The sequence below is a fragment of the Chitinophaga pinensis DSM 2588 genome (assembly GCF_000024005.1).
GTDB lineage: Bacteria > Bacteroidota > Bacteroidia > Chitinophagales > Chitinophagaceae > Chitinophaga > Chitinophaga pinensis.
The window spans coordinates 6,206,504-6,226,226 of record NC_013132.1 but is presented as its reverse complement, the minus strand read 5'-3'; the positions used below and the strand labels follow the sequence as shown (position 1 = coordinate 6,226,226).

Here is a 19,723-nt window from a genome sequence, read left to right as displayed (position 1 = left end):
CTTAATAACCATTTTATATCTTTCAGGTAGCGTATTATCTATTCTCTTTGAATAAATACAGGTGACTGATGCAAATGAGCATTCGTAAAATGAACCTCAGATAAGTTATGTGAAAAGTGCTGTTGTACATAAGCAGCTTTATCAGAAGTATACTCTCTTTCAGGTGTGATCACTGCGATAATATCCGCAGCCATGTGTTTTTTACTGTAGGAAGGTATTCCCTCCCGAAGCGCTCTCACTTGTATTGTTACCACTGATATACCTGTACTACTCTGGTCTATCTTAAAGAATGCACCTGCAAAATATTCACCGGGATTCAGCGTCAGAATATGTATATTAGTATGTATAATACGCTGTGTACCGAAGCTGACGGTAGCAGTGATCACTTTTACTTCAAGCGCTGTGCTGCCTTTAATCACCGGCAGTAGCTGTGCAGGAATATGTACGACTCCTTCCGGTGAACATGCAGGCGCTATTGAAAAGAAGTGGTCAATGCCCGTATACTGATTGAAGCGGAAACCCTTGAGTGCAGCCTCATGATTTCTCCCATTCATGATGAATGCCTTAGTAAGACGGTTGACGTGTGTTCCGTCTATATCCCCCTCCATTTGCCCACAAAAAGCGTGACGGATGAGCGCGCCTTTTTTACTTGCGGAGCCGAAGCGTTTCGCTGCACGCCGGGTATTTTCCGTTTGCCGGACTGTATCCGGTGCACTACGCAGGAAGTAATGGTTCTTTCTTTGATAGCCAATCATGTTACCGAGTTTGCCGGTGAAGGTGATCAGCGAGGTTTGTTTTGCCATAAAGATATATCTGGTTATCCATAAATATACGGCAAAGAATTCATGATCCCCGATGTGCTGATTTGACCATCATATGATAGGCGTCGTATCAGTTTTCGTCATTCTTTAATATGCTGATCTGTGTATCAGATAATAACAAACATGATACGAACATTGATTGACGAATATCGAAAAGAATCACTGCTGTCATGCCGCTTCTCTATCCTATAAAAAAGTCTGAAAATAAATAACTGTATGTTTGACATTTATATTATATTCATTTCTGAATTTCACCGTTAGCATGAAAAACGCCGGAGGTACTGACCGGCCAGGAACTGTAGCGCAATTAACAAACCTCGAAAAAAACACACAACTAAACCCAACGTTATGAAAACGCTCTACGTACTCGTAGTGCTGTTGCTATTTGCTTTCCTCCAAGGCTTTTCGCAGCAGACAAACAACGTTACTTACTCAGGAACAGTAACAGATTCCACAGGCATTCCCATTCCGGGCGCCACCGTATCAGTGAGGAACAGTAACAAAGGAGTGGTCACGAAGAATGATGGTTCGTTTTCCATTCAGGCCACGCCCGGCGCTGTTATTACCGTCAGCATCGTAGGTTTCCAGACCAAGGAGCTTGTACTGGGAAGGGAAGCAAAATTGCAGATCACTGTCTCCTCACAGGCCAGTAATCTGACAGACATTGTCGTGGTAGGTTATGGTACGCAACGAAAGGCCTCCGTTACAGGCGCCGTTAGTACCCTTAAATCGGACGATCTCGTACGAACACCTGCTACGACCACGTCGGCTGCCCTCGTGGGTAAAATGCCGGGTATAACGGCCCGTGCCACCGATTCCCGTCCGGGTAATGGTACCAATCTTCAGATCCGTAACCTGGGTACGCCGCTCTTCGTTATCGATGGGGTGCCTTATACAGGTAATACGGCTACATCCGCCTTCGGATTAACCACCGGCTCCGGACAGGATATCTTCAATACACTAGGTCTGGAGGATATTGAAAGCATCACCATCCTGAAAGATGCTTCTGCTTCCATTTATGGTTTGCGCGCCAGTAATGGCGTGGTACTCGTTACTACCAAAAAAGGAACGAAGAATGAACAACCGCGTATTAACCTGTCTGGTTATTACGGTTTCCAGAACTTTACGCGTTACCCATATCCGGCGAATGCCGGACAATATGTGCGCGCACTTGTAGAGTCAGAACAGAATCTCGGCCGTGATCCGTCATTGCTGTATACGCCCGGCGAACTTTCGAAATGGGAAGCCGGAACGGAGAAAGGTTATAAGAGTTATGACTACTACAAGGAAGTACTCCGCCCTAATGTACCTCAGAACTACATCAGTGCGAATGCTTCCGGTGGTTCACAGCGTACCAGTTATTATATGTCTGTCAGCAGACTGAGTCAGGACGCGCTCGTGAAAGACTTTACCTATGAGCGTACCAATCTGCAGGCCAACCTGGAGGCTAGTCTGGCGAAAGGATTAAAAGTCGGTACACAGATCAGTGGCCGTCTTGAAAAACGTCATAACGTAGGTGTACCCGGTCTGGATGACTATTTCAATCCCTTCCTGAGCATCTTCAGTATGTGGCCTACGGAAAGCCCTTACGCGAATGATAATCCCAATTATATTCATCAGACGCATAACGTAAACGTTAACCCTGTGACTTACAGAGATGACGTGACCGGTTACCTGGACGAATGGTGGAGAGGGATGAACGTCAATCTGAATGCGCAGTATGATTTTGATTTCGGTCTGAGCCTGAAAGGCGTATACTCCTACAACTATCTCAACGAGGAGTTTGACGGCTTTGAGTATACCTGGAACGCGTATAAATACGATGCGAACACAGACAGCTATTTTACCGAACCAGGCTTTGGTAATCAGAATCCATGGCGTGAAAGACATAAGCGAAATGTTATTTCCCGTTATGCACAGTTTCAGCTGAGCTATGCGCGTAAATTCAAGAACCATAATGTTTCCGCTATTGCAGCATATGAGTTGTCGGACTATGAAAACTCATACTATGTGGTGCATACCATCCCTACGAACAACTATGTGCCTGTACAGTACCTGGTTGAACAGGACTATCTCTCAGATGAGTGGAACCTGGAAGCCAGAGCAGGTTATATCGGCAGGATCAACTATGACTATAAATCCAAATACCTGCTGGAAATACTTGGTCGTTATGATGGTTCCTACCTCTACGCTGCGGGTAAACGCTGGGGCTTCTTCCCGGGCGTATCACTCGGTTGGAGGGTCTCCGAAGAATCCTGGCTGAAAGGGAAGTTCGGTAATGTGCTGAATGACCTTAAACTGAGAGCTTCCTATGGTGAAACGGGTAGCGAGATCGGTTTCTCCAACGGGAATGCACCAAATGCATTTGACTATCTCGCCGGTTATAATTTCAACCAGGGAGGCGCTGTAATGAATGGTAGTTATGTAATTGGTTTGCGACCACGTGGTTTACCGGTAACAGAACTATCCTGGGTGAAGAATAAAAACTTCAACCTAGGTCTTGACTTTACGCTCCTGAACAACAGTGTAAGCGGACAACTGGATGTGTTTGAACGCCGTCGCTCAGGACTGCCAGCAGCCCGTTATGACGTATTGTTGCCTAGTGAAGTGGGCTATTCGCTGCCGAATGCCAACCTCAATAAAGATGCAACACGTGGTATCGAAGGTATGGTGACTTATACCGGTACTTCCGGAGATGTGCGTTATTCCATCGGCGTGAATGCCACCTATGCACGACTGAGAAGCGTCAGTACTTATAAACCGCGTTTTGGTAATGCATGGGATAAATACCGAAACTCTATTGAAGACCGCTGGTCGAATATCACCTGGGGGTATCATGTGACGGGCCGTTTTGAGTCGGAAGAGCAGATTAAAAACTATGGTATCGACAATGACGGACAGGGTAACCGTACCGAATTACCGGGCGATTTTATGTATGAAGACGTCAACGGCGATAAGATCATCAATGGACAGGACCAGCGTCCTATCGGTTATGCGCAGGGTGCGCAGCCTTATGTCAGCTTTGGTATCAACAGTAGTGTATCCTGGAAAGGGATCTCTCTGCGCTTTGATTTTGCAGGAGCTGCAATGCAGTCTTTCCTGCGTGACTGGGAGCTGCGTTATCCTTTCCAGAATAATGGTTCGTCTCCTGCCTATATGCTGACAGACCGCTGGCATAGAGAAGATCCTTATAATGCAGACAGCAAATGGGTAAGTGGCAAATACCCTGCTATCAGAAAGGATAATACTACTCATGTGAATTACGCTGTAAACGATTTCTGGATCACCAACGTAAGGTATATCCGACTGAAAAACCTGGAGCTGGCTTACAACTTCTCCCGTGAGTTTGTCAAGAGGATTGGTATTTCCGGACTGCGTGTGTATGCCAATGGCACAAATCTCTTCTCTATAGACAACGTGAAAGAGTATGAGATAGATCCTGAGATTGGTTCTTCCAATGGCCTGGTATATCCGCAGCAACGGCTGTACAACTTTGGTTTTAACGTATCCTTTTAATGCATCTTAATCCACGAATCATGAAACGACTTTATATATACTGCCTGATGGCAACGGGACTGTTCCTGCTGACCAGTTGTATGAAAGACTGGCTCGACAGAGAACCACGCACCATCCTCTCAGACGAGCAGGTATGGAATGATCCTAAACAGATCGTCGCATTGCTGGCGAATTTTTATGACAGGATACCTGCAGAGAGCGGGTTGACCGATGTCAATAATGAAGGCGCCGATGGCCGGCTTTTTCAGTGGCGTAATCTGGCGAACTATGACGAGGGGATGTGGAGTGGTCAATCTAATGAAGATGGCCGCAATAACATCACTTCTTATGGTTATGACAGCTGGTATCTCTGGAATTACACTTACATCAGGGATATCAACCTGGCGTTGGAAAATATCGAGAAATATGGCATAAAGCTGTCCGATGCTTCAAAGAAACAATATTCCGCTGAATTACGTTTCCTGCGCGCATTGAATTATTTCAACCTGGTAAAACGGTTAGGCGGCGTACCCCTTGTAACCAAACAACTGGTGTATGATTATTCCGGTAATGTGGAGAGTCTTCAGCAACCACGTGCAAAGGAATCGGAGGTGTATGATTTCATTGCTTCGGAAGTAGATGCGATTAAAGACCTGATCGGCAATGACGGTAGTACTACCCGCGCCAACAAATACACCGCACTTGCATTAAAGAGCAGGGCGATGTTATATGCGGGATCACTGGCAAAGTATAACGGTCTTATGGCCGCGCCTATTACCACTGCAGGTGGAGAAGTGGGTATTCCCGCTGGTATGGCGAATGGCTATTATCAGAAAGCCCTGGATGCATCCAAAGAAATCATCAACAGTGGTCCTTATGCTTTGTATAAGAACAATCCGGATCTGGGAGAAAACTTCTATGAAGCGGTGACCAAGAAGGCGAATAACAGGGAAGCGATCTTTGTGAAAGACTTCCTGTTGCCCACCCGCAAGCATGTGTTTTCTTATGACAATATTGCCCGTGGTATCAGAGAGGACAACCTGGGCTCTTCTTCTGTGGTGCCTTCGCTGAACCTGGTGGAGGCTTATGAATACAAAGACGGAACAAATGGGGCGTTGAAGACACGTACTGCTGATAATACAGACTATATCTACTACAACAATGTAGCTGATATCTTCAGCAATAAAGATGCGCGTCTGTATGGTACGATTATCTATCCGGGTACGTCGTTTAAGAGTTTGCCGGTATCTATTCAGGCGGGCGTACTTGTATGGAACGCGGGTCGTAATGCCTATGATATCGTGGAGGGCAGCGATCTGGGTACCACTTACAGCGATGGTAAACTGCTGACAGGTACTTCTGGTCCGCACCGCTCTATACAGGAAGTATCCAATACAGGATTCTATCTGCGTAAGTTTATCGATGCGAATGATAAGACGAGTACCCGTGGCGTACAGAGTGATGTATGGTGGGTATGGTTCCGTCTGGGAGAGATTTATCTGAACGCGGGGGAGGCGGCATTTGAGCTGGGACAGACAGGCAATGCGCTGCTTTATATCAATGCACTGCGCGAAAGAGCAGGTTTTGGGCCTAATAGTCTGACGACACTGACGATCGATCGGATCCGCAATGAGCGCAGGGTAGAACTGGCGTTCGAAGATCACCGTTTATGGGATCTCAAACGCTGGAGAACGGCGGATAAGGTATGGAATGGCAGTACTTCCAGTCCGGATGCGATGATCTACGCCTTGTATCCTTATCGTGTGATCCGTCCGGGAGATGCTGCGAGAGACGGCAAGTATGTATTTGTGAAGATGGTAGCGCCCCGTTTCAGAGCACCCCGCTTTTTCCGGCTGGGGAACTACTATACAGCGATCAATCAATCTGTGCTGAACAATAATCCGAAGATTGTAAAAAATCCATTCCATTAACCTGTTAAAACGAACTGACATGATCAGATTAATATCGTCATACGTCATTACACTGTTACTGCTGGTACTGGTGAATGGCTGTAAGAAAGACAACTACGAAAAGCCGTCTTCCCTGCTTTCCGGTAAAGTCGTATATGACAAAGAAGCAGTAGGCCTTCGTTCGAATGGTGTGCAGCTGGAGCTCTGGCAACATGGTTTTGAGCTGTTCACGAAAATACCTGTCTACGTGGCACAGGACGGTACTTTTTCTGCCTCGTTATTCAATGGCAGTTATAAGCTGGTCCGCCTGCCGGGTAACGGACCATGGGTGAATAATATCGACTCTATTGACGTTACCGTCAATGGCAATACCGTAATAGAAGTACCTGTGCAGCCTTACTTTGTGATCAAAAACGCGACGATCAGTAAATCAGGTACGACGGTGACGGGTACGTTCTCTATAGTGAAAGTTGCTAATGGGGGTACACTTGAATCAGTAGCATTGTTTGTCGGCAAGACCAATATTGTTGATGCTGTAAACAATCTGGGCTCTGCGGCGGTCAACGGGAGCGATATTACTGATATCAACGCGCCTGTTACTGTCACTCTGACAATTCCAGGCAGTCTTTCGGGACAGTCATTTTTCTTTGCACGCGTAAGTGTCAAGACAGCAGGCGTTGCGGAGCATATTTACTCGCAACCCATTAAAATTGAATAGATAGGAGTCATAATTAAAAATAGTGAGCCCACCTGGAAGGTTATATCTTTCAGGTGGGCTTTATAATGATCTGTAAACCAATTGAACAAACCAAGTAGCATCTTTTATTTTAAAATATTAATTTTATTCAAAATGCCGCAGATGTACCTGGACTTATTGAAGCAGAATATCCTATCCCGATGGAAACAAGCCTTTGTTGAATTTGACCTTTTACAGGAATTTAAAAGCAAAATAGCCACTGAAAAATATATCCCAGGTTACAGATACGATCTCGATGATTATGGTACTCCTGCTTTTTTACAGCCAGATGAGAAGGTGTTCCCGGTAGGTAATGTACGTGAGTTAGGTGATTATCATTTCTATGGTCTTGCGGAGGACGGAATGCCCTGTTATACATCTTATGGAAAGCCGGCTAATAATGTATTCTGGGCAGGTTATTATTCCTATGGTAAAGAATGGGTAGAATACATAGAATACAATCTTGAGACACAGATACCTTCCGGCATCAAAAGGATCCGCTTTGATGAAAACGGTCAGAAGATAGCCTATCAGTCGTTAATGGTGAATGGCAGAGGGATCGGAGAGGAATATGCAGATATGACTGCTGAAGAAAAGGTGAGCAGTATCGTGAGTTATGAGCACTCTTTGTTTTGTAATATCGAACAGTATGAGATTATAGACGGACGTATTGTGAAAGCGGATTGTCTGGGGATTGTACCGGGCGTGGGAGAGATCAAGTACGAGAATCTATACAGATACGGCGATGACGGCATTCTTGATGAGATCAGGATGGTGTATGAAAGCGGAGAGAATGAGCTGGCATATGTAAGACCAGTGGCCAATCTGGATATACAATCGCTGATGAATACTGTTGCGGAGAGTATGGCTGTTGCTATTGTGGATACACTGGAGGAGCAGGAGGTAGAAACGCCTTTGTCTTTACTTGAACTGAATTATCACTACGCAGATACTTATATTCCTTCTTTATCACCACGTTCAGTAGCTGTTACGAGGCAGATTTCCCGGCAGCATCCTGACGAAGATATTTTTGATCTGATCTTTTTAGCGACGGAGCTGGACCATGCTTATCTGGAGGTCAACCGGGAGAAATTTGAGCGGCCTTTTACACAGCTGATAAAGATTATCAGTAAGGAGGAGAAATGGGAGATGGGTAGCCTGATGTTGCGTAAAGTAGGGCATATTCTGACCACCACTAAATTATTCGGGCGTATACCCGTAAGTGAGGAGTTTACGGCTTATGCGGTAGACTGGGGTGCGGAAATGGAGGACTTTGAGGATGTGCTGCGCGAATGTGGAGCAACAGGTGCGACGATAGCTGCCTGGAAAGAACGGGGCTGGTTATAGCGGAAAGAATTGTTTTAAGATTTCTTGCATCAGTGAGGGGGTGAGGGGTTTGTTTTTAAAACCGGCGACGCAGGGGTTACGACTGGCTCTGTGTCTGTCTTCGGGATTGAGAGAGGTCGTCAGCATCACCACGACAATCTTCCCTTTTTCATGCGGTTCCAGTTTTTCATATTCATCCAGGAATTCCCAGCCATTCAGGCCCGGCATATTGATGTCCAGCAGTATCAGTTCTGGTTGCTGACAGGTAGCTCTTGCCACACAGTTTTTCAGATAATCCAGGGCGTCGGCGCCATTCCATGAAACATGTACATGGTCAGTACAATCCAGACGTTTTATCACCATCTGATTAATGAAATTAGTTGCTTCATCGTCTTCGATGAGCAAAATGGAGTTGAGTTTCCTGTTCATGCCGGGTTAGTGGTTGGTTGGTTATACCGAAATAATAAAATAGAACTTGCTGCCTTCACCAGGAATAGAGTCGACCCAGATCCTGCCATTGTGCATGGCTACAATCTTTTTACAGTGTGCGAGACCAATGCCGGTCCCTTCATAAGCTGACTTACTGTGTAGCCTTTGAAAAATTTCGAAGATCTTATCACTGAATCGCTGATCTATGCCGATACCGTTGTCCTGAAATTGGAAGATCCAGCCATCATCTGTCAGGCAGGCTGAAATGTTTACATACAGTTGTTGATCCTTTTTTCTGAATTTGATGGCATTACTGATAAGGTTTTGAAACAGGAGTTTCAGTTCCATCGGGTAAGCACTCAGTACAGGTAACTGTTTTACGTTAATGATCGCATTACTGTCTTTGATTGCTGATTGCAGGTCCGCAAGCACTGTTTCCATGATCACATTACAATCTACCTGGGGGTCCAGTTTTGCTTTCCCCAGGCGGGAATAGTCGAGCAATCCTTTGATCAGCTGACTCATGCGGTTTACTGACTGTAATATAAAATGCAGGTAGGTATCTGCTGTTTCGTCCAGTTTGCCGTGATACTGTTCTGAGATCATTTCTGCCAGGCTGCTGATAGAACGTAAGGGTTCCTGCAGGTCATGCGAGGCAATATAGGTGAATTGTTCAAGTTCGCTGTTCTTTATCTCCAGTTTCTCTGTGTAGAGGCGGCTGTTTTCTTCTGCCAGCCGCTTGTCGGTGAGGTCGTGGGTTATTTTCAGAAAGCCGGTAACCTGTCCATCGCGGTTATGTATGGCAGTGATGGTCACATTGCTCCAGAAGAGCGCTCCGTCTTTCCGTACCCGCCATCCTTCATGTTGTACGCGGCCATCTTTTACTGCTGAATGCAGGAGTTGTTCCGGTACCAGACTTGCTCTGTCCCGGGCAGTATAAAATAAGCGGAAATTTTTTCCGATGATTTCGCTGGCTGTATATCCTTTAATCTTCTCCGCGCCTTTATTCCAGTTGAGGATGTTGCCGTCTATGTCCATTAACAATATGGCATAGTCTTTCACTTCCTCTACCATGTTCTGATAGTTGTCCCGGGTTTGTTTTAATTCCAGCCTGGCTGCCCGTAGCTCCCGTTCTGTATGCTGCAGTCGTTTACGTAGTGCGCTTCTCCTGTTCATGTTCTTACTCTCCTTACTTCACAAAAAAGGGTTACAGCCACAGAGGGCTGTAACCGGATGTTCTGAAATAACCACTCTTCTGGGGGGATGTTTAAAAAAAAGTTTACAACACTGCAAAATGAAAAGAAAAGACTAATTATGTTATATTAAGTATAGGTGAAAGCATACCACTAACAGCAATTGAAAGCAAGCTGTCAAAAACACATATTCTATTGTCCCTTAAAAAAATTGTCCCCTCAAAGAATGCTGCTATATCAAACAGATATAGAATTATTATAATTGATGTTGGTACTTACGTATAGCGTTTGATTATGGATTTGCGAACGGAAAAAATAAATGAACTTTTTTCTGTGCACGGTGTTTTGCGCCTATCTTTGGGATCGGAACAGATTTTAAATCAATTAATCATGGAATTCGCACAACCTGACCGGGAGATATTTCAGCAGCTGGTGACAATGAGAATGCCGTTTGGTAAATACAAAGACGTATTGCTGTGCGACCTGCCTGTTTCTTACCTGGAATGGTTCCAGCGGAAGGGGTTTCCTGATGGCAAACTGGGGATGTTGCTGGCGACGGTCTATGAGATAAAATTGAACGGCCTTACGGGGCTGCTCACTCCCCTTAAAGGGAAATAGTCGCTGTGATCAATGATCAGTTCATTTCTTTGAATACCACAATTCCATTGTGACCACCGAAACCGAATGTATTGCTCATCGCCACGCGTACTTTCTTATGTATCGCATCTTTCAGCACGATCTGTAAGCCTGCAGGTATAGCAGGATCCAGTTGTGTGGTATTGATAGTTGGCGGAATAATTCCATTTTTTATACTGAGGATTGAAGCAATTGCTTCAATAGCGCCTGCAGCACCCAGGAGGTGTCCAGTCATGGATTTTGTAGCACTGATGGATAAATGTGCAGGTGCATCTCCAAACAGACTTCTGATAGCTGCCAGTTCGCTCAGATCACCTACCGGTGTAGAGGTGGCATGTGCATTCAGATAGTCAACATCGGCGGCCTGCAGGTCTGCGTCTTTCAGGGCTATTTTCATACCTTGTAATGCGCCTTTTCCTTCCGGATGTGTGGCTGTCATATGGTATGCATCTGCTGTCATGGCGGCGCCTACCAGTTCAGCATAGATATGTGCACCTCTGGCTACTGCATGCTCATATTCTTCCACGACCAGCGCTGCAGCGCCTTCACCCATCACAAAACCGTCTCTGTCTGTATCAAACGGTCTGGAACCTGTTGCCGGATCATCATTGCGGGTAGACATGGCCTTCATTGCACAGAAGCCACCTACGGAAGCTTCTGTAATCGGCGCTTCGGAACCGCCTGTGATGATCACTTTTGCCTTACCAAGACGGATGTAGTTGAGGGCATCCATGATAGCTGTGTTAGACGTTGCACAGGCTGATACGGTGGTATAGTTGATCCCCATCAGTCCAAAACGGATGGAGATCATACCTGAAGCCATATTGGCGATCAGCTTAGGTACGAAGTAAGGGTTGAAGCGTGGTACATAATTGCCCACTGTATATTCTTTTACCTGTTCTTCGAAGGTGAGCATTCCACCTTGTCCGGAGCCCCAGATCACACCGCTGTCGAAGGGATCCATTTTGGAGAAATCCAGTCCGGAGTCAGTCACTGCCTGTTGTGCAGCCACCAGTGCATATTGTGTAAAGGGATCTGTCTTGCGTATATCGTTGCGGTCCAGTACACTGGCCGGATTAAAATCCTTGAGTTCACAGGCAAACTGCGTCCTGAATGGATCCGGATTGAACTTCGTAATGCGTGCAGCTCCGCTCTTACCTGCTACCAGGTTGTTCCAGAAATCAGCCACGTTGTTGCCAATCGGAGTGAGTGCGCCAAGGCCGGTGATGACTGCTCTTTTAAGTGTTTGCATGTATCTTGTTTAATTTAGAATTAGGAATTAGGAATTAGGAATTACGAATTAGCTGGAAGGAATGGTATGCGGATAAAGGGCTGCTATGAATAGCAGTCTTTATCAATGCCTTATTAATATTGAATGGTATGGCTAACCAATTCCTAATTCGTAATTCCTAATTACTTTTTCAAGAGGTCTTTATATAACTGACCACTTATTTTACTATATGTTTTTGGTCCCATGACCCTGCTCATCAGCAGCGAAGCCAGTAGATTACTAAGTACCAGTAAGGCCCTGTCGTCAGCATCGCCATCAAACGCAAAGATTCCTTTTTTACGTCCGTTTTCAAGACATTGAGAAGTCCAGTTGGCAAAAGCCGTTGACATTCCTGTGACCTTTTCCTGTAAGGACTCGGGGAAGGTTTTATAGTCAGGGGACAGGGTGCCCATCAGGCAGACCAGCCCCTCTTTATGTTTCCTGTTAAAGGTCTCAAACAGCTGTTTCAGCTGTTTATCTTCCGACATGCCGGACCATTTGGCGGTATGCTCCTTAAAGCGTTCAGTTTCAAAGTCTACCACCGCTATGCCCAGGTCGGTTTTGGTGGGAAAATGATAGTGAATAGCCGCATTTTTTATCTCCAGCGGATCAGATATATCTTTATAACTAAAGGCATTGTATCCTTTGGTCCTGATCAGCTGGTCTGCCAGCGCAATAATTTTCTCTTTGGTATCCTGCATAGAAAGCAAAATTACTTACTTGTAAGTAAGTAAGCAAATATTTTCAACTGGCATTCTTTTGGTGCATATCTGTACATTTATTATCACGTAAAATTGTCTTCAATATGACTACAGCGCGCAATCATGATAAAGAGATCGTAAAGACACTGGAGCAGTTCCTAAACGGGGGACATGCACATGCTACCTTTGAAGATGCTGTAAAGGACCTGCCGGCTGCACTGAGGGGAGAGGCGCCTGAGGGGATGCCTTACAGTATCTGGCAACTGGTGGAACACATCCGCATTACACAGTGGGACATTCTTGAGTTTTCCCGTGATGCAGAACATACGTCTCCTGATTGGCCGGAAGGTTATTGGCCGAAGGAGAAAGCGCCGAAAGATGATGCGGCATGGAAGCATAGTCTGGCGCAGATTAAAAGCGATCTGAAGGAATTTGTTGCGTTATTAAATGATCCTGATGTAGACTTGTATAAGCCATTTGCGCATGGAGATGGACAGCATCTGTTGCGTGAAGCGATGTTGATTGCAGATCATACCAGTTATCATACAGGAGAGATCATTGTGCTCAGGAGGCTACTGGGGGCCTGGAAATAGGATAGGAAAGAAAGGTTGATTAAAATAAAAAGAGGCTGTCCACTTTTACAAGCGAACAGCCTCTTATATTTTTCCTGCGTTATACGCAAAGCCACATATTATCTGCAAACCATTTACGGTTGTCGAAGAAGTTAGCCACCGTCTCAAAGCCTGACTGTACGGCCAGTTGCTCTGTTGCTTCCAGGTCATACTTCTGCGAAATCTCCATGTATATGTATTCGTGGAGACCAAAATGGAATGTTTGTCCGCCGACAGTCACATCCTGTTCTTCCAAACTTACCAGGTAGCTTTTGCAGGCTCCTGTGCCCGGATCGTACGTCGGATAATGATCAAACTTCGTGATATCAAAATTACCTCCCAGTTCGCGGTTAATCCGCTTCAGCAGATTGAGGTTAAAATCCTTTGTAATCCCTGCGCTGTCGTTATAAGCGTCCAGTATAATCTGCGGATGTTTTTTCAGGTCGAAGCCGATCATCACCAGGTCGCCCGGTTGCAGATAGTTCCTTAACTGGCGGGCGAATTTTCTTGCTTCTACCGGTGTGAAATTACCGATGTTGCCACCCATACAGAGCACTACTTTGTTTTTATCAGAGAGCACGTTGGCTTCCTGTAACATGTCAAAGTATTCGCCGTGTAAACCGTGCACTTTCAGTGCGGGTAACTGGGAAGGTAAAGACTGCTCCAGTTGTGTAATGACGTTACCGGATATATCGACAGGGTAGTAGGTGAAATCTTTGCCTGTGTTCAGTAATTCCCGGAGCAGGTGTATGGACTTTGTCGCATCGCCTGCGCCTAGTTCCACTACATCAAAGCGATTGGTATAAGAGAGGATGGTCTGGCTGATGGCAGCTGACTGTTCCTGTAATATTTCCATTTCGCAATTGGTCGGGTAGTATTCATGGCAACGCATGATCTCCTGGAAAAGGCGGTCGCCCTCGGCATCATAAAAATATTTGGAGTCCAGGTACTTATTTTTTGCACTGAGTCCGCGGATCACATCCTGTAAAAAGATTTCCTGCTGGTCCTGTTTCACGGGAACTAATACCGTATGCATTACAGAGGTGGTGGCCATAATGTTATGATTAGAGTAATGAGATTAAATTATTTTGCCAGTCTGATGCCGGTAAACTGCCATCTCAATGAAGGATGGAAGAAGTTCCGGTAGGTATCGCGGCTATGATTGGGAGGCGTTACTTCCGAACCACCACGCAATACCATCTGACTGACCATGAATTTGCCGTTGTATTCGCCAATGGCGCCGGGAGCTTTTACAAAGCCTGGATAAGGGAGGTATGCACTTTCCGTCCATTCCCATCTTTGTCCCCAGGAAAATTGTGCCGATGCTGCTTCCCATTCAAATTCGGTTGGCAGCCGGAAACCTTTCCATGCGGCATAAGCGGTGGCTTCATAATAGCTGATGTGACAAACAGGCTCATTTTCATTTATTGGCTGGAGTCCCTGCCAGTTATAATGTTGCCATTTGCCATCCACATGATGCCAGTAAAGCGGCGCTTTTACTTCATTTTTCTTTACCCAGTCCCAGCCTTCTGCGTGCCAGTGACGGAAGTCTGTATAGCCGCCTGCTTCCATGAATTCCAGGTATTCTCCGTTGGTCACCGGTTGGGAGGCAATGCTATATTGCTGGAGATAGACGGTATGTCTGCCCAGTTCATTATCAAAACAGAAACCGTCGCCTTTATAACCGATGTCATAGAGGCCTGCTTCCATTTCCACGAATGGTTTTTCTGTAGCGGGCGCGATGTAGTTATCGACCAGCGTATCAGAATAGGCGGGCATCAGCGGGTTGTGCCCCAGGATGAACTTAATGTCCGTATACAGTAGTTCCTGGTGTTGTTCCTCGTGATTGAGGCCGAGTACAACCAGTGTTTTCAGTTCGTCAGACAATGGTGTATCCAGGAATGCCTGCATGGCTTTGTCGACATGCTCACGATAGCGCATAACGTCTTCCACAGCGGGGCGGCTTAGGTTGCCTCTGTCTGTGCGTATCACGCGGGCGCCTACTGTTTCATAGTAACTGTTGAATACGAAATTATAGTTCGGATCAAATTCTTTGTAACCCGGAAAATGCGGCTTCAGCAGAAAAGTTTCGAAGAACCAGGTCGTGTGTCCGAGATGCCATTTCGGCGGACTCACATCAACGACCGGCTGAACCACATAGTCCTCTGTTTTCAGGGGTGCGCAGATATGCATGGACCTTTTCCGCACGGTGTTAAAATCATTTTTCAATTGCATATACCTTCGTGGTTAGTGATGCTGTAAATATTCCTTTAGATCTGATATAGATGTGATATGCAGCTCAGCTGCCTGCTGTTTGCGCATCATTAATGCATATGTGTTGTTGAAGCCAATAGGAGGTAACCATCTGATCTGGTACTGTTGTATAAACGCCTGTGAAACGTAGTCATATACTTTTTGTTTGTCCGCAATCAGGGAGTCGATAACAGCTTTATCTGTCTGTAAAATGACCAGTAAACCGGTACCCGTATATTCGGGGTAAAGATCTATCTGTCCACTGGTGAGTGCATCAAAACAGATTTTAGTACCTCCCAGGCCGGTTTTTGTGACTGCTTCCAGGTCAGTATACCCGTTCACCAGCAGTTTATACATATTGGCAAGAATGTAGCCGTCCCCGAATATTTTAGCACCGATGACAACTGTTCCTTTAGCACCTTTTCTGGCTGGCTGTAATAATCCTTTAGCTTTTAAAAAATCACTGGCTACAAGTGCGGGATCCTGTTTCAGGTGATCTACCCTGTAGTTCAGTTCAGTCATTACACTATCATTAATTATACCAGATAGTTTATTTAGTGCGGGCGCGAGTTCAGGATACTTATCGAGTGTGGCCTGCCGTGCGATGGGCGCTGCGTAGTAGGGGGGAAAGATATGTTTATCATCTTCCAGCACCTGCAGGTCAAAAGCCTTGACCCTGCCATCTGTACTGCTGCCGCTGATGACGTCCAGGGTTTTCTCGTAAGCCGCTTTATACATGATCATATCGCTGATCACGACTGTGCGCATATTCAGTCCGTATACCTGTTTTAAGCCCAGATTTCCATCTTTACGCCCCATAAATTCTGGTGTAAATCCGGCTACGAGGCTACTGCCATATGCGGCTGGAAGCAGGTAAAAAGACGATAAGATAAGCAACAAAAAAGGTAAGATATACAATGCCGTTTTGACGCTTCGCATCCGTAGTTTTTGCAGTCGTGCCACACCTGCATCAAACAATATGGCCAATAAGGCAGCCGGAATAGCGCCTGCCAGTATCATGTTGGTATTATTGAGTGCGATACCGCCAAAAATGAATTCACCTAAACCACCTGCTGCGATATAGGCGGCCAGGGTAGCGACGCCAACATTGATTACCGTTGCCGTTCGGATGCCTGCCAGTATTACCGGCATGGCCAGTGGCAGTTGTACTTTTAACAGCAGTTGCTGCTGACTCATACCCATACCTGTTGCGGCATCAATAACGGTAGGATCTACCTGCAGGATACCCGTATAGGTATTTCTGATAATAGGCAGGAGTGCATACAGAAAGAGTGCTACAATCGCCGGTTTGGCGCCGATGCCCAGCAGGGGGATCATGAAACCGAGTAAGGCGATACTGGGTATGGTCTGTAAAACGCCGGCAATGCCTAATATGGCGCCTGCCAGCTTTTTTTTACGGGTGATCAGTATGCCCAGCGGTACACCGATGACGACTGCGATCAGTAAAGAAATAAATGTTAGCCCGATATGTTGCAACGTTTGTTCCAGTAGTTTGCCGGCCTGTTGTTGCACAAATTCAGGAAAGCCGGGTTGATCTTCCATTGCTGCTGATAGTTTGCTTGTATTGTGTAAATGCCTGCATCAACGCGGCGCTGTCTATGCGAATGAGCTTGCCATCAAAAGAATAATACACGGGTTTGGAGAGCGTGGTCATCTGCTCTAAGGCATCCCAGCAGGAGGCGTCTTCCGGTAATATAGGCGAACCTTTTTCCGTCACATGGTCTGTCGGCAGTAACGTGCGGATATCTGACAGTTTCACTGCATTCAATTCCAGCAGCAGACGTTGCTCCTGGAAAAAGTGTATAACAAAATCATTGGCGGGAGCGAACAGTAGTTCGGCCGGCGTGCCGGTCTGCTGAATGGTTCCTTTATCCATGAGGCAGATACGGTCGCCCAGTTGAAAGGCTTCCTGTACATCGTGTGTGACCATGATGACGGTTTTATTGCTGATCTCGTCAAGTGAGCGGAATTCTTTTCTGACACTGGCTCTCGTTACGGGATCCAGTGCACCAAAAGGTTCATCCATCAGTAATACCGGGGGATCTGCTGCGAGGGCACGGGCAAGTCCGACACGTTGCTGTTGTCCGCCGCTGAGTTGTTGCGGATAAGCATGATAATACTCGGTGGGAGGGAGATGCAATTTTTCCATCAGTGTACGGGTCCTTTCTTCTATGCGTTTTTTATCCCATTTGAGTAAAGAGGGGACAATACCGATATTTTCTGCGACCGTGTAGTGCGGAAACAATCCATTATCCTGCAAGACATAGCCGATATTACGACGAAGTGAAGTGGTCTCCTGGTTGGTCACTGCCTCTCCATTCACATATATTTTTCCGCTATCGGGTGCTATGAGTCTGTTGATCATGCGTAGGGTAGTGGTCTTCCCGCTTCCGCTGGTACCCAGCAGTACGAGGGTTTCTCCTGTATTGACCTCGAAAGACACATCACTGACAGCAGGCTTGCCGTTCTGAAAAGATTTGTTGACACGTTCAAGCTTTATCATGGCCGGGATTCATTGAGGATTTTAATCCGCACATTGTGCAAGGTTATTTTTCCAATGTCATAAAGAGGTTATTAATTGATTCTGAGTACAGTGGATGCGCGAATATCATTTCTCTCAGTTGTTTAGCTGTGATACCTCCGAGCATTGCCATCTGCATTACCGACATCACTTCCCCTCCTTCGGGGCCCAAGATAGCAACTCCCAGTAATTTATCGTCGTTAGCATTAATAACAGCTTTCATAAATCCCTGTGTGTTACCTGTCTCTATGGCCCTGGCTACCCGCGTCATATCGAGGCAGGCAACTTTCACATCGTATCCTGCTTCTTTTGCCGCTTTTTCAGTCAGTCCGATACGTCCTAACTGAGGGTCGGTAAACATGCAGTAAGGTACGGGTCTATCTTTAATAGATGTATCTTCTTTATTGACCAATCTCTTGTACAAAACGAGGTAATCGTTGTATGAAATGTGGGTGAATTCGGGACCGCCTTTTACGTCGCCCAATACATAGATACCCGATACATTGGTTTCCAGCTGATCGTTCACTTTAAAGTAACCTTTGTCATCTAATGCAAGTCCTGCTTTTTCAGGCTGCAGAGAGGTAGATTGTGGGGTACGTCCGATGGCTACGAGCAGGTGAGAGCCGGTGATGGTAAGGTTTTCTCCGTTGGCGGTGAACTGCAGTCGGATGGTATCGCCGATCTGTTCTACTTTCTGCACATTTGCACCGGTATGCATGGTGACGCCGGAAGTTTCCATTACTTTTTTTACCGCGGCTGCAACATCTTCATCTTCATGCTTTAAGAGTTGTTTGCCTCTATCAATAATCGTTACCTGACTCCCCAATCTGCGGAATAACTGACCGAATTCCAGGCCGATATATCCGCTGCCCATGATCACGAGATGGGAGGGCAGTTTGGTGAGCTCCATGATGCTGGTATTGGTCAGGTATTTTATCGTATCGAGACCGGGAACAGGGGGGATTTTGGGAAGGGTACCGGTATTGATGAATATGTGGGGGGCGGTGATTGCTTCTTCTCCGCCATCCTTCAGGATCACATTCAGTGTTTTCTCCCCGGTGAATACGGCTTCTCCGTATATAATGGACAAACCTTCTGTTTTTTCCATTCCCTTGGTAGCACCTCCACGGAAGGATTCCACTACTTTGTTTTTTCGCTGGACAATCTTTTCAAGATCTACTTTAAAATCGCTGACGGTGATACCCCATTCCTGACTGTTTGCAATGACATGGGCAGCAGCGCCGCAGGCAATCATTGATTTGGTTGGCGTACAGCCGTCATTGATACAGGTACCGCCGATCCATCTTTTCTCTACGATGGCTGTCTGCCAGCCGGCTTTAGCCAGCTTTTTAGCCAAAGGAACACCACCTTGGCCGGAGCCAATGACAATTGCATCAAATTTTCTCATAACTCAGCTTTTGCGTTTACTTATGCTTATTCTACGACTTCTACTCCCTTCCAGAACGCGATATAGCCTTTGATGTTTTCTGCCGCCTGCTTTGGCGCAGGGTAGAACCAGGCTGCATCGTGGTTGACTTTACCTTTGATATTGACATCGTAATAAGAAGCTTCTCCTTTCCAGGCACAATTTGTATGTGTGTTTGAAGGATTCAGCAATCCCAGTTTTACCGATGCCGGAGGAAAGTAATGATTGTTTTCGACTACCACCGTTTTGTCGCTTTCCGCAATAACCTCATTGTGCCAGATTGCTTTCATCGTGTTGTCGTTTAATGTGTTATGATTACAGGCCCAAATATTATACCATGGGGGTGTTATATGGCAAATCAGAAGATAGGACTT

At 46.0% G+C, this 19,723-nt stretch carries 17 protein-coding genes; 6 read left to right on the top strand and 11 right to left on the bottom strand.

Annotation, left to right across the window (positions count from 1 at the left end):
* Positions 1-38: 38 nt before the first annotated feature.
* On the bottom strand, positions 39-803 hold the full coding sequence (locus CPIN_RS24675) for a hypothetical protein (RefSeq protein ID WP_012792577.1): 765 nt from the start codon (positions 801-803) through the stop codon (positions 39-41).
* A 366-nt stretch (positions 804-1,169) separates the two neighbouring features.
* On the opposite strand from CPIN_RS24675, the gene CPIN_RS24670 reads away from it, so the two are divergent.
* From CPIN_RS24670 to CPIN_RS24655, 4 genes are all read left to right on the top strand, one after another.
* Positions 1,170-4,337 carry a SusC/RagA family TonB-linked outer membrane protein gene (locus CPIN_RS24670; RefSeq protein WP_012792576.1) on the top strand — a complete coding sequence of 1,056 codons (3,168 nt, stop codon included), beginning with the start codon at positions 1,170-1,172 and terminating at the stop codon, positions 4,335-4,337.
* A 20-nt stretch (positions 4,338-4,357) separates the two neighbouring features.
* On the top strand, positions 4,358-6,247 hold the full coding sequence (locus CPIN_RS24665; RefSeq protein WP_044219638.1) for a RagB/SusD family nutrient uptake outer membrane protein: 1,890 nt from the start codon (positions 4,358-4,360) through the stop codon (positions 6,245-6,247).
* Positions 6,248-6,266: 19 nt separating this feature from the next.
* Entirely contained in the window at positions 6,267-6,944 is a 678-nt protein-coding gene (locus CPIN_RS24660; RefSeq protein WP_012792574.1) for a DUF3823 domain-containing protein, read from the top strand.
* 132 nt (positions 6,945-7,076) lie between these two features.
* Positions 7,077-8,309 carry a hypothetical protein gene (locus CPIN_RS24655; protein WP_012792573.1) on the top strand — a complete coding sequence of 411 codons (1,233 nt, stop codon included), beginning with the start codon at positions 7,077-7,079 and terminating at the stop codon, positions 8,307-8,309.
* Here the strand turns inward: CPIN_RS24655 and CPIN_RS24650 are convergent.
* Both CPIN_RS24650 and CPIN_RS24645 read right to left on the bottom strand, forming a co-directional pair.
* Positions 8,304-8,717 carry a response regulator gene (locus CPIN_RS24650; protein ID WP_012792572.1) on the bottom strand — a complete coding sequence of 138 codons (414 nt, stop codon included), beginning with the start codon at positions 8,715-8,717 and terminating at the stop codon, positions 8,304-8,306. The genes CPIN_RS24655 and CPIN_RS24650 overlap by 6 nt on opposite strands.
* A gap of 21 nt (positions 8,718-8,738) precedes the next feature.
* The gene (locus CPIN_RS24645; RefSeq protein ID WP_012792571.1) at positions 8,739-9,893 is read right to left on the bottom strand and encodes a sensor histidine kinase; all 1,155 of its coding nucleotides are present in this window, start codon (positions 9,891-9,893) and stop codon (positions 8,739-8,741) included.
* Positions 9,894-10,300: 407 nt separating this feature from the next.
* Here CPIN_RS24645 and CPIN_RS24640 point away from each other — a divergent pair, with 407 nt between their 5' ends.
* Complete coding sequence (locus CPIN_RS24640; protein ID WP_012792570.1) at positions 10,301-10,528, top strand: DUF3820 family protein; 228 nt, start codon at positions 10,301-10,303, stop codon at positions 10,526-10,528.
* Between the two features lie 16 nt (positions 10,529-10,544).
* Here CPIN_RS24640 and fabF read toward each other — a convergent pair whose 3' ends face one another.
* Positions 10,545-11,798, bottom strand: coding sequence for a beta-ketoacyl-ACP synthase II (gene fabF, locus CPIN_RS24635; RefSeq protein ID WP_012792569.1), 1,254 nt, complete (start codon positions 11,796-11,798; stop codon positions 10,545-10,547).
* A 161-nt stretch (positions 11,799-11,959) separates the two neighbouring features.
* Entirely contained in the window at positions 11,960-12,517 is a 558-nt protein-coding gene (locus tag CPIN_RS24630; RefSeq protein ID WP_012792568.1) for a TetR/AcrR family transcriptional regulator, read from the bottom strand.
* A gap of 104 nt (positions 12,518-12,621) precedes the next feature.
* On the opposite strand from CPIN_RS24630, the gene CPIN_RS24625 reads away from it, so the two are divergent.
* A complete protein-coding gene (locus CPIN_RS24625; RefSeq protein ID WP_012792567.1) occupies positions 12,622-13,110 on the top strand; it encodes a DinB family protein in 489 nt (162 codons plus the stop codon).
* A gap of 79 nt (positions 13,111-13,189) precedes the next feature.
* On the opposite strand, the gene CPIN_RS24620 is transcribed toward CPIN_RS24625, so the two are convergent.
* From CPIN_RS24620 to CPIN_RS24595, 6 genes are read right to left on the bottom strand one after another with little or no spacing between them, the layout of a single operon-like run.
* On the bottom strand, positions 13,190-14,182 hold the full coding sequence (locus CPIN_RS24620; protein WP_012792566.1) for an L-histidine N(alpha)-methyltransferase: 993 nt from the start codon (positions 14,180-14,182) through the stop codon (positions 13,190-13,192).
* A 29-nt stretch (positions 14,183-14,211) separates the two neighbouring features.
* Complete coding sequence (gene egtB / locus CPIN_RS24615) at positions 14,212-15,363, bottom strand: ergothioneine biosynthesis protein EgtB (protein WP_012792565.1); 1,152 nt, start codon at positions 15,361-15,363, stop codon at positions 14,212-14,214.
* Between the two features lie 12 nt (positions 15,364-15,375).
* Entirely contained in the window at positions 15,376-16,944 is a 1,569-nt protein-coding gene (locus tag CPIN_RS24610) for an ABC transporter permease/substrate-binding protein (RefSeq protein WP_012792564.1), read from the bottom strand.
* Complete coding sequence (locus CPIN_RS24605) at positions 16,919-17,905, bottom strand: ABC transporter ATP-binding protein (RefSeq protein WP_012792563.1); 987 nt, start codon at positions 17,903-17,905, stop codon at positions 16,919-16,921. The genes CPIN_RS24610 and CPIN_RS24605 overlap by 26 nt, the downstream gene beginning before the upstream one ends.
* Before the next feature lie 43 nt (positions 17,906-17,948).
* Positions 17,949-19,331, bottom strand: coding sequence for a mercuric reductase (locus CPIN_RS24600; RefSeq protein ID WP_012792562.1), 1,383 nt, complete (start codon positions 19,329-19,331; stop codon positions 17,949-17,951).
* A 26-nt stretch (positions 19,332-19,357) separates the two neighbouring features.
* Positions 19,358-19,639: a DUF427 domain-containing protein gene (locus CPIN_RS24595; RefSeq protein WP_012792561.1), complete on the bottom strand. Its 282-nt coding sequence runs from the start codon at positions 19,637-19,639 to the stop codon at positions 19,358-19,360.
* Between the last annotated feature and the right edge of the window lie 84 nt (positions 19,640-19,723).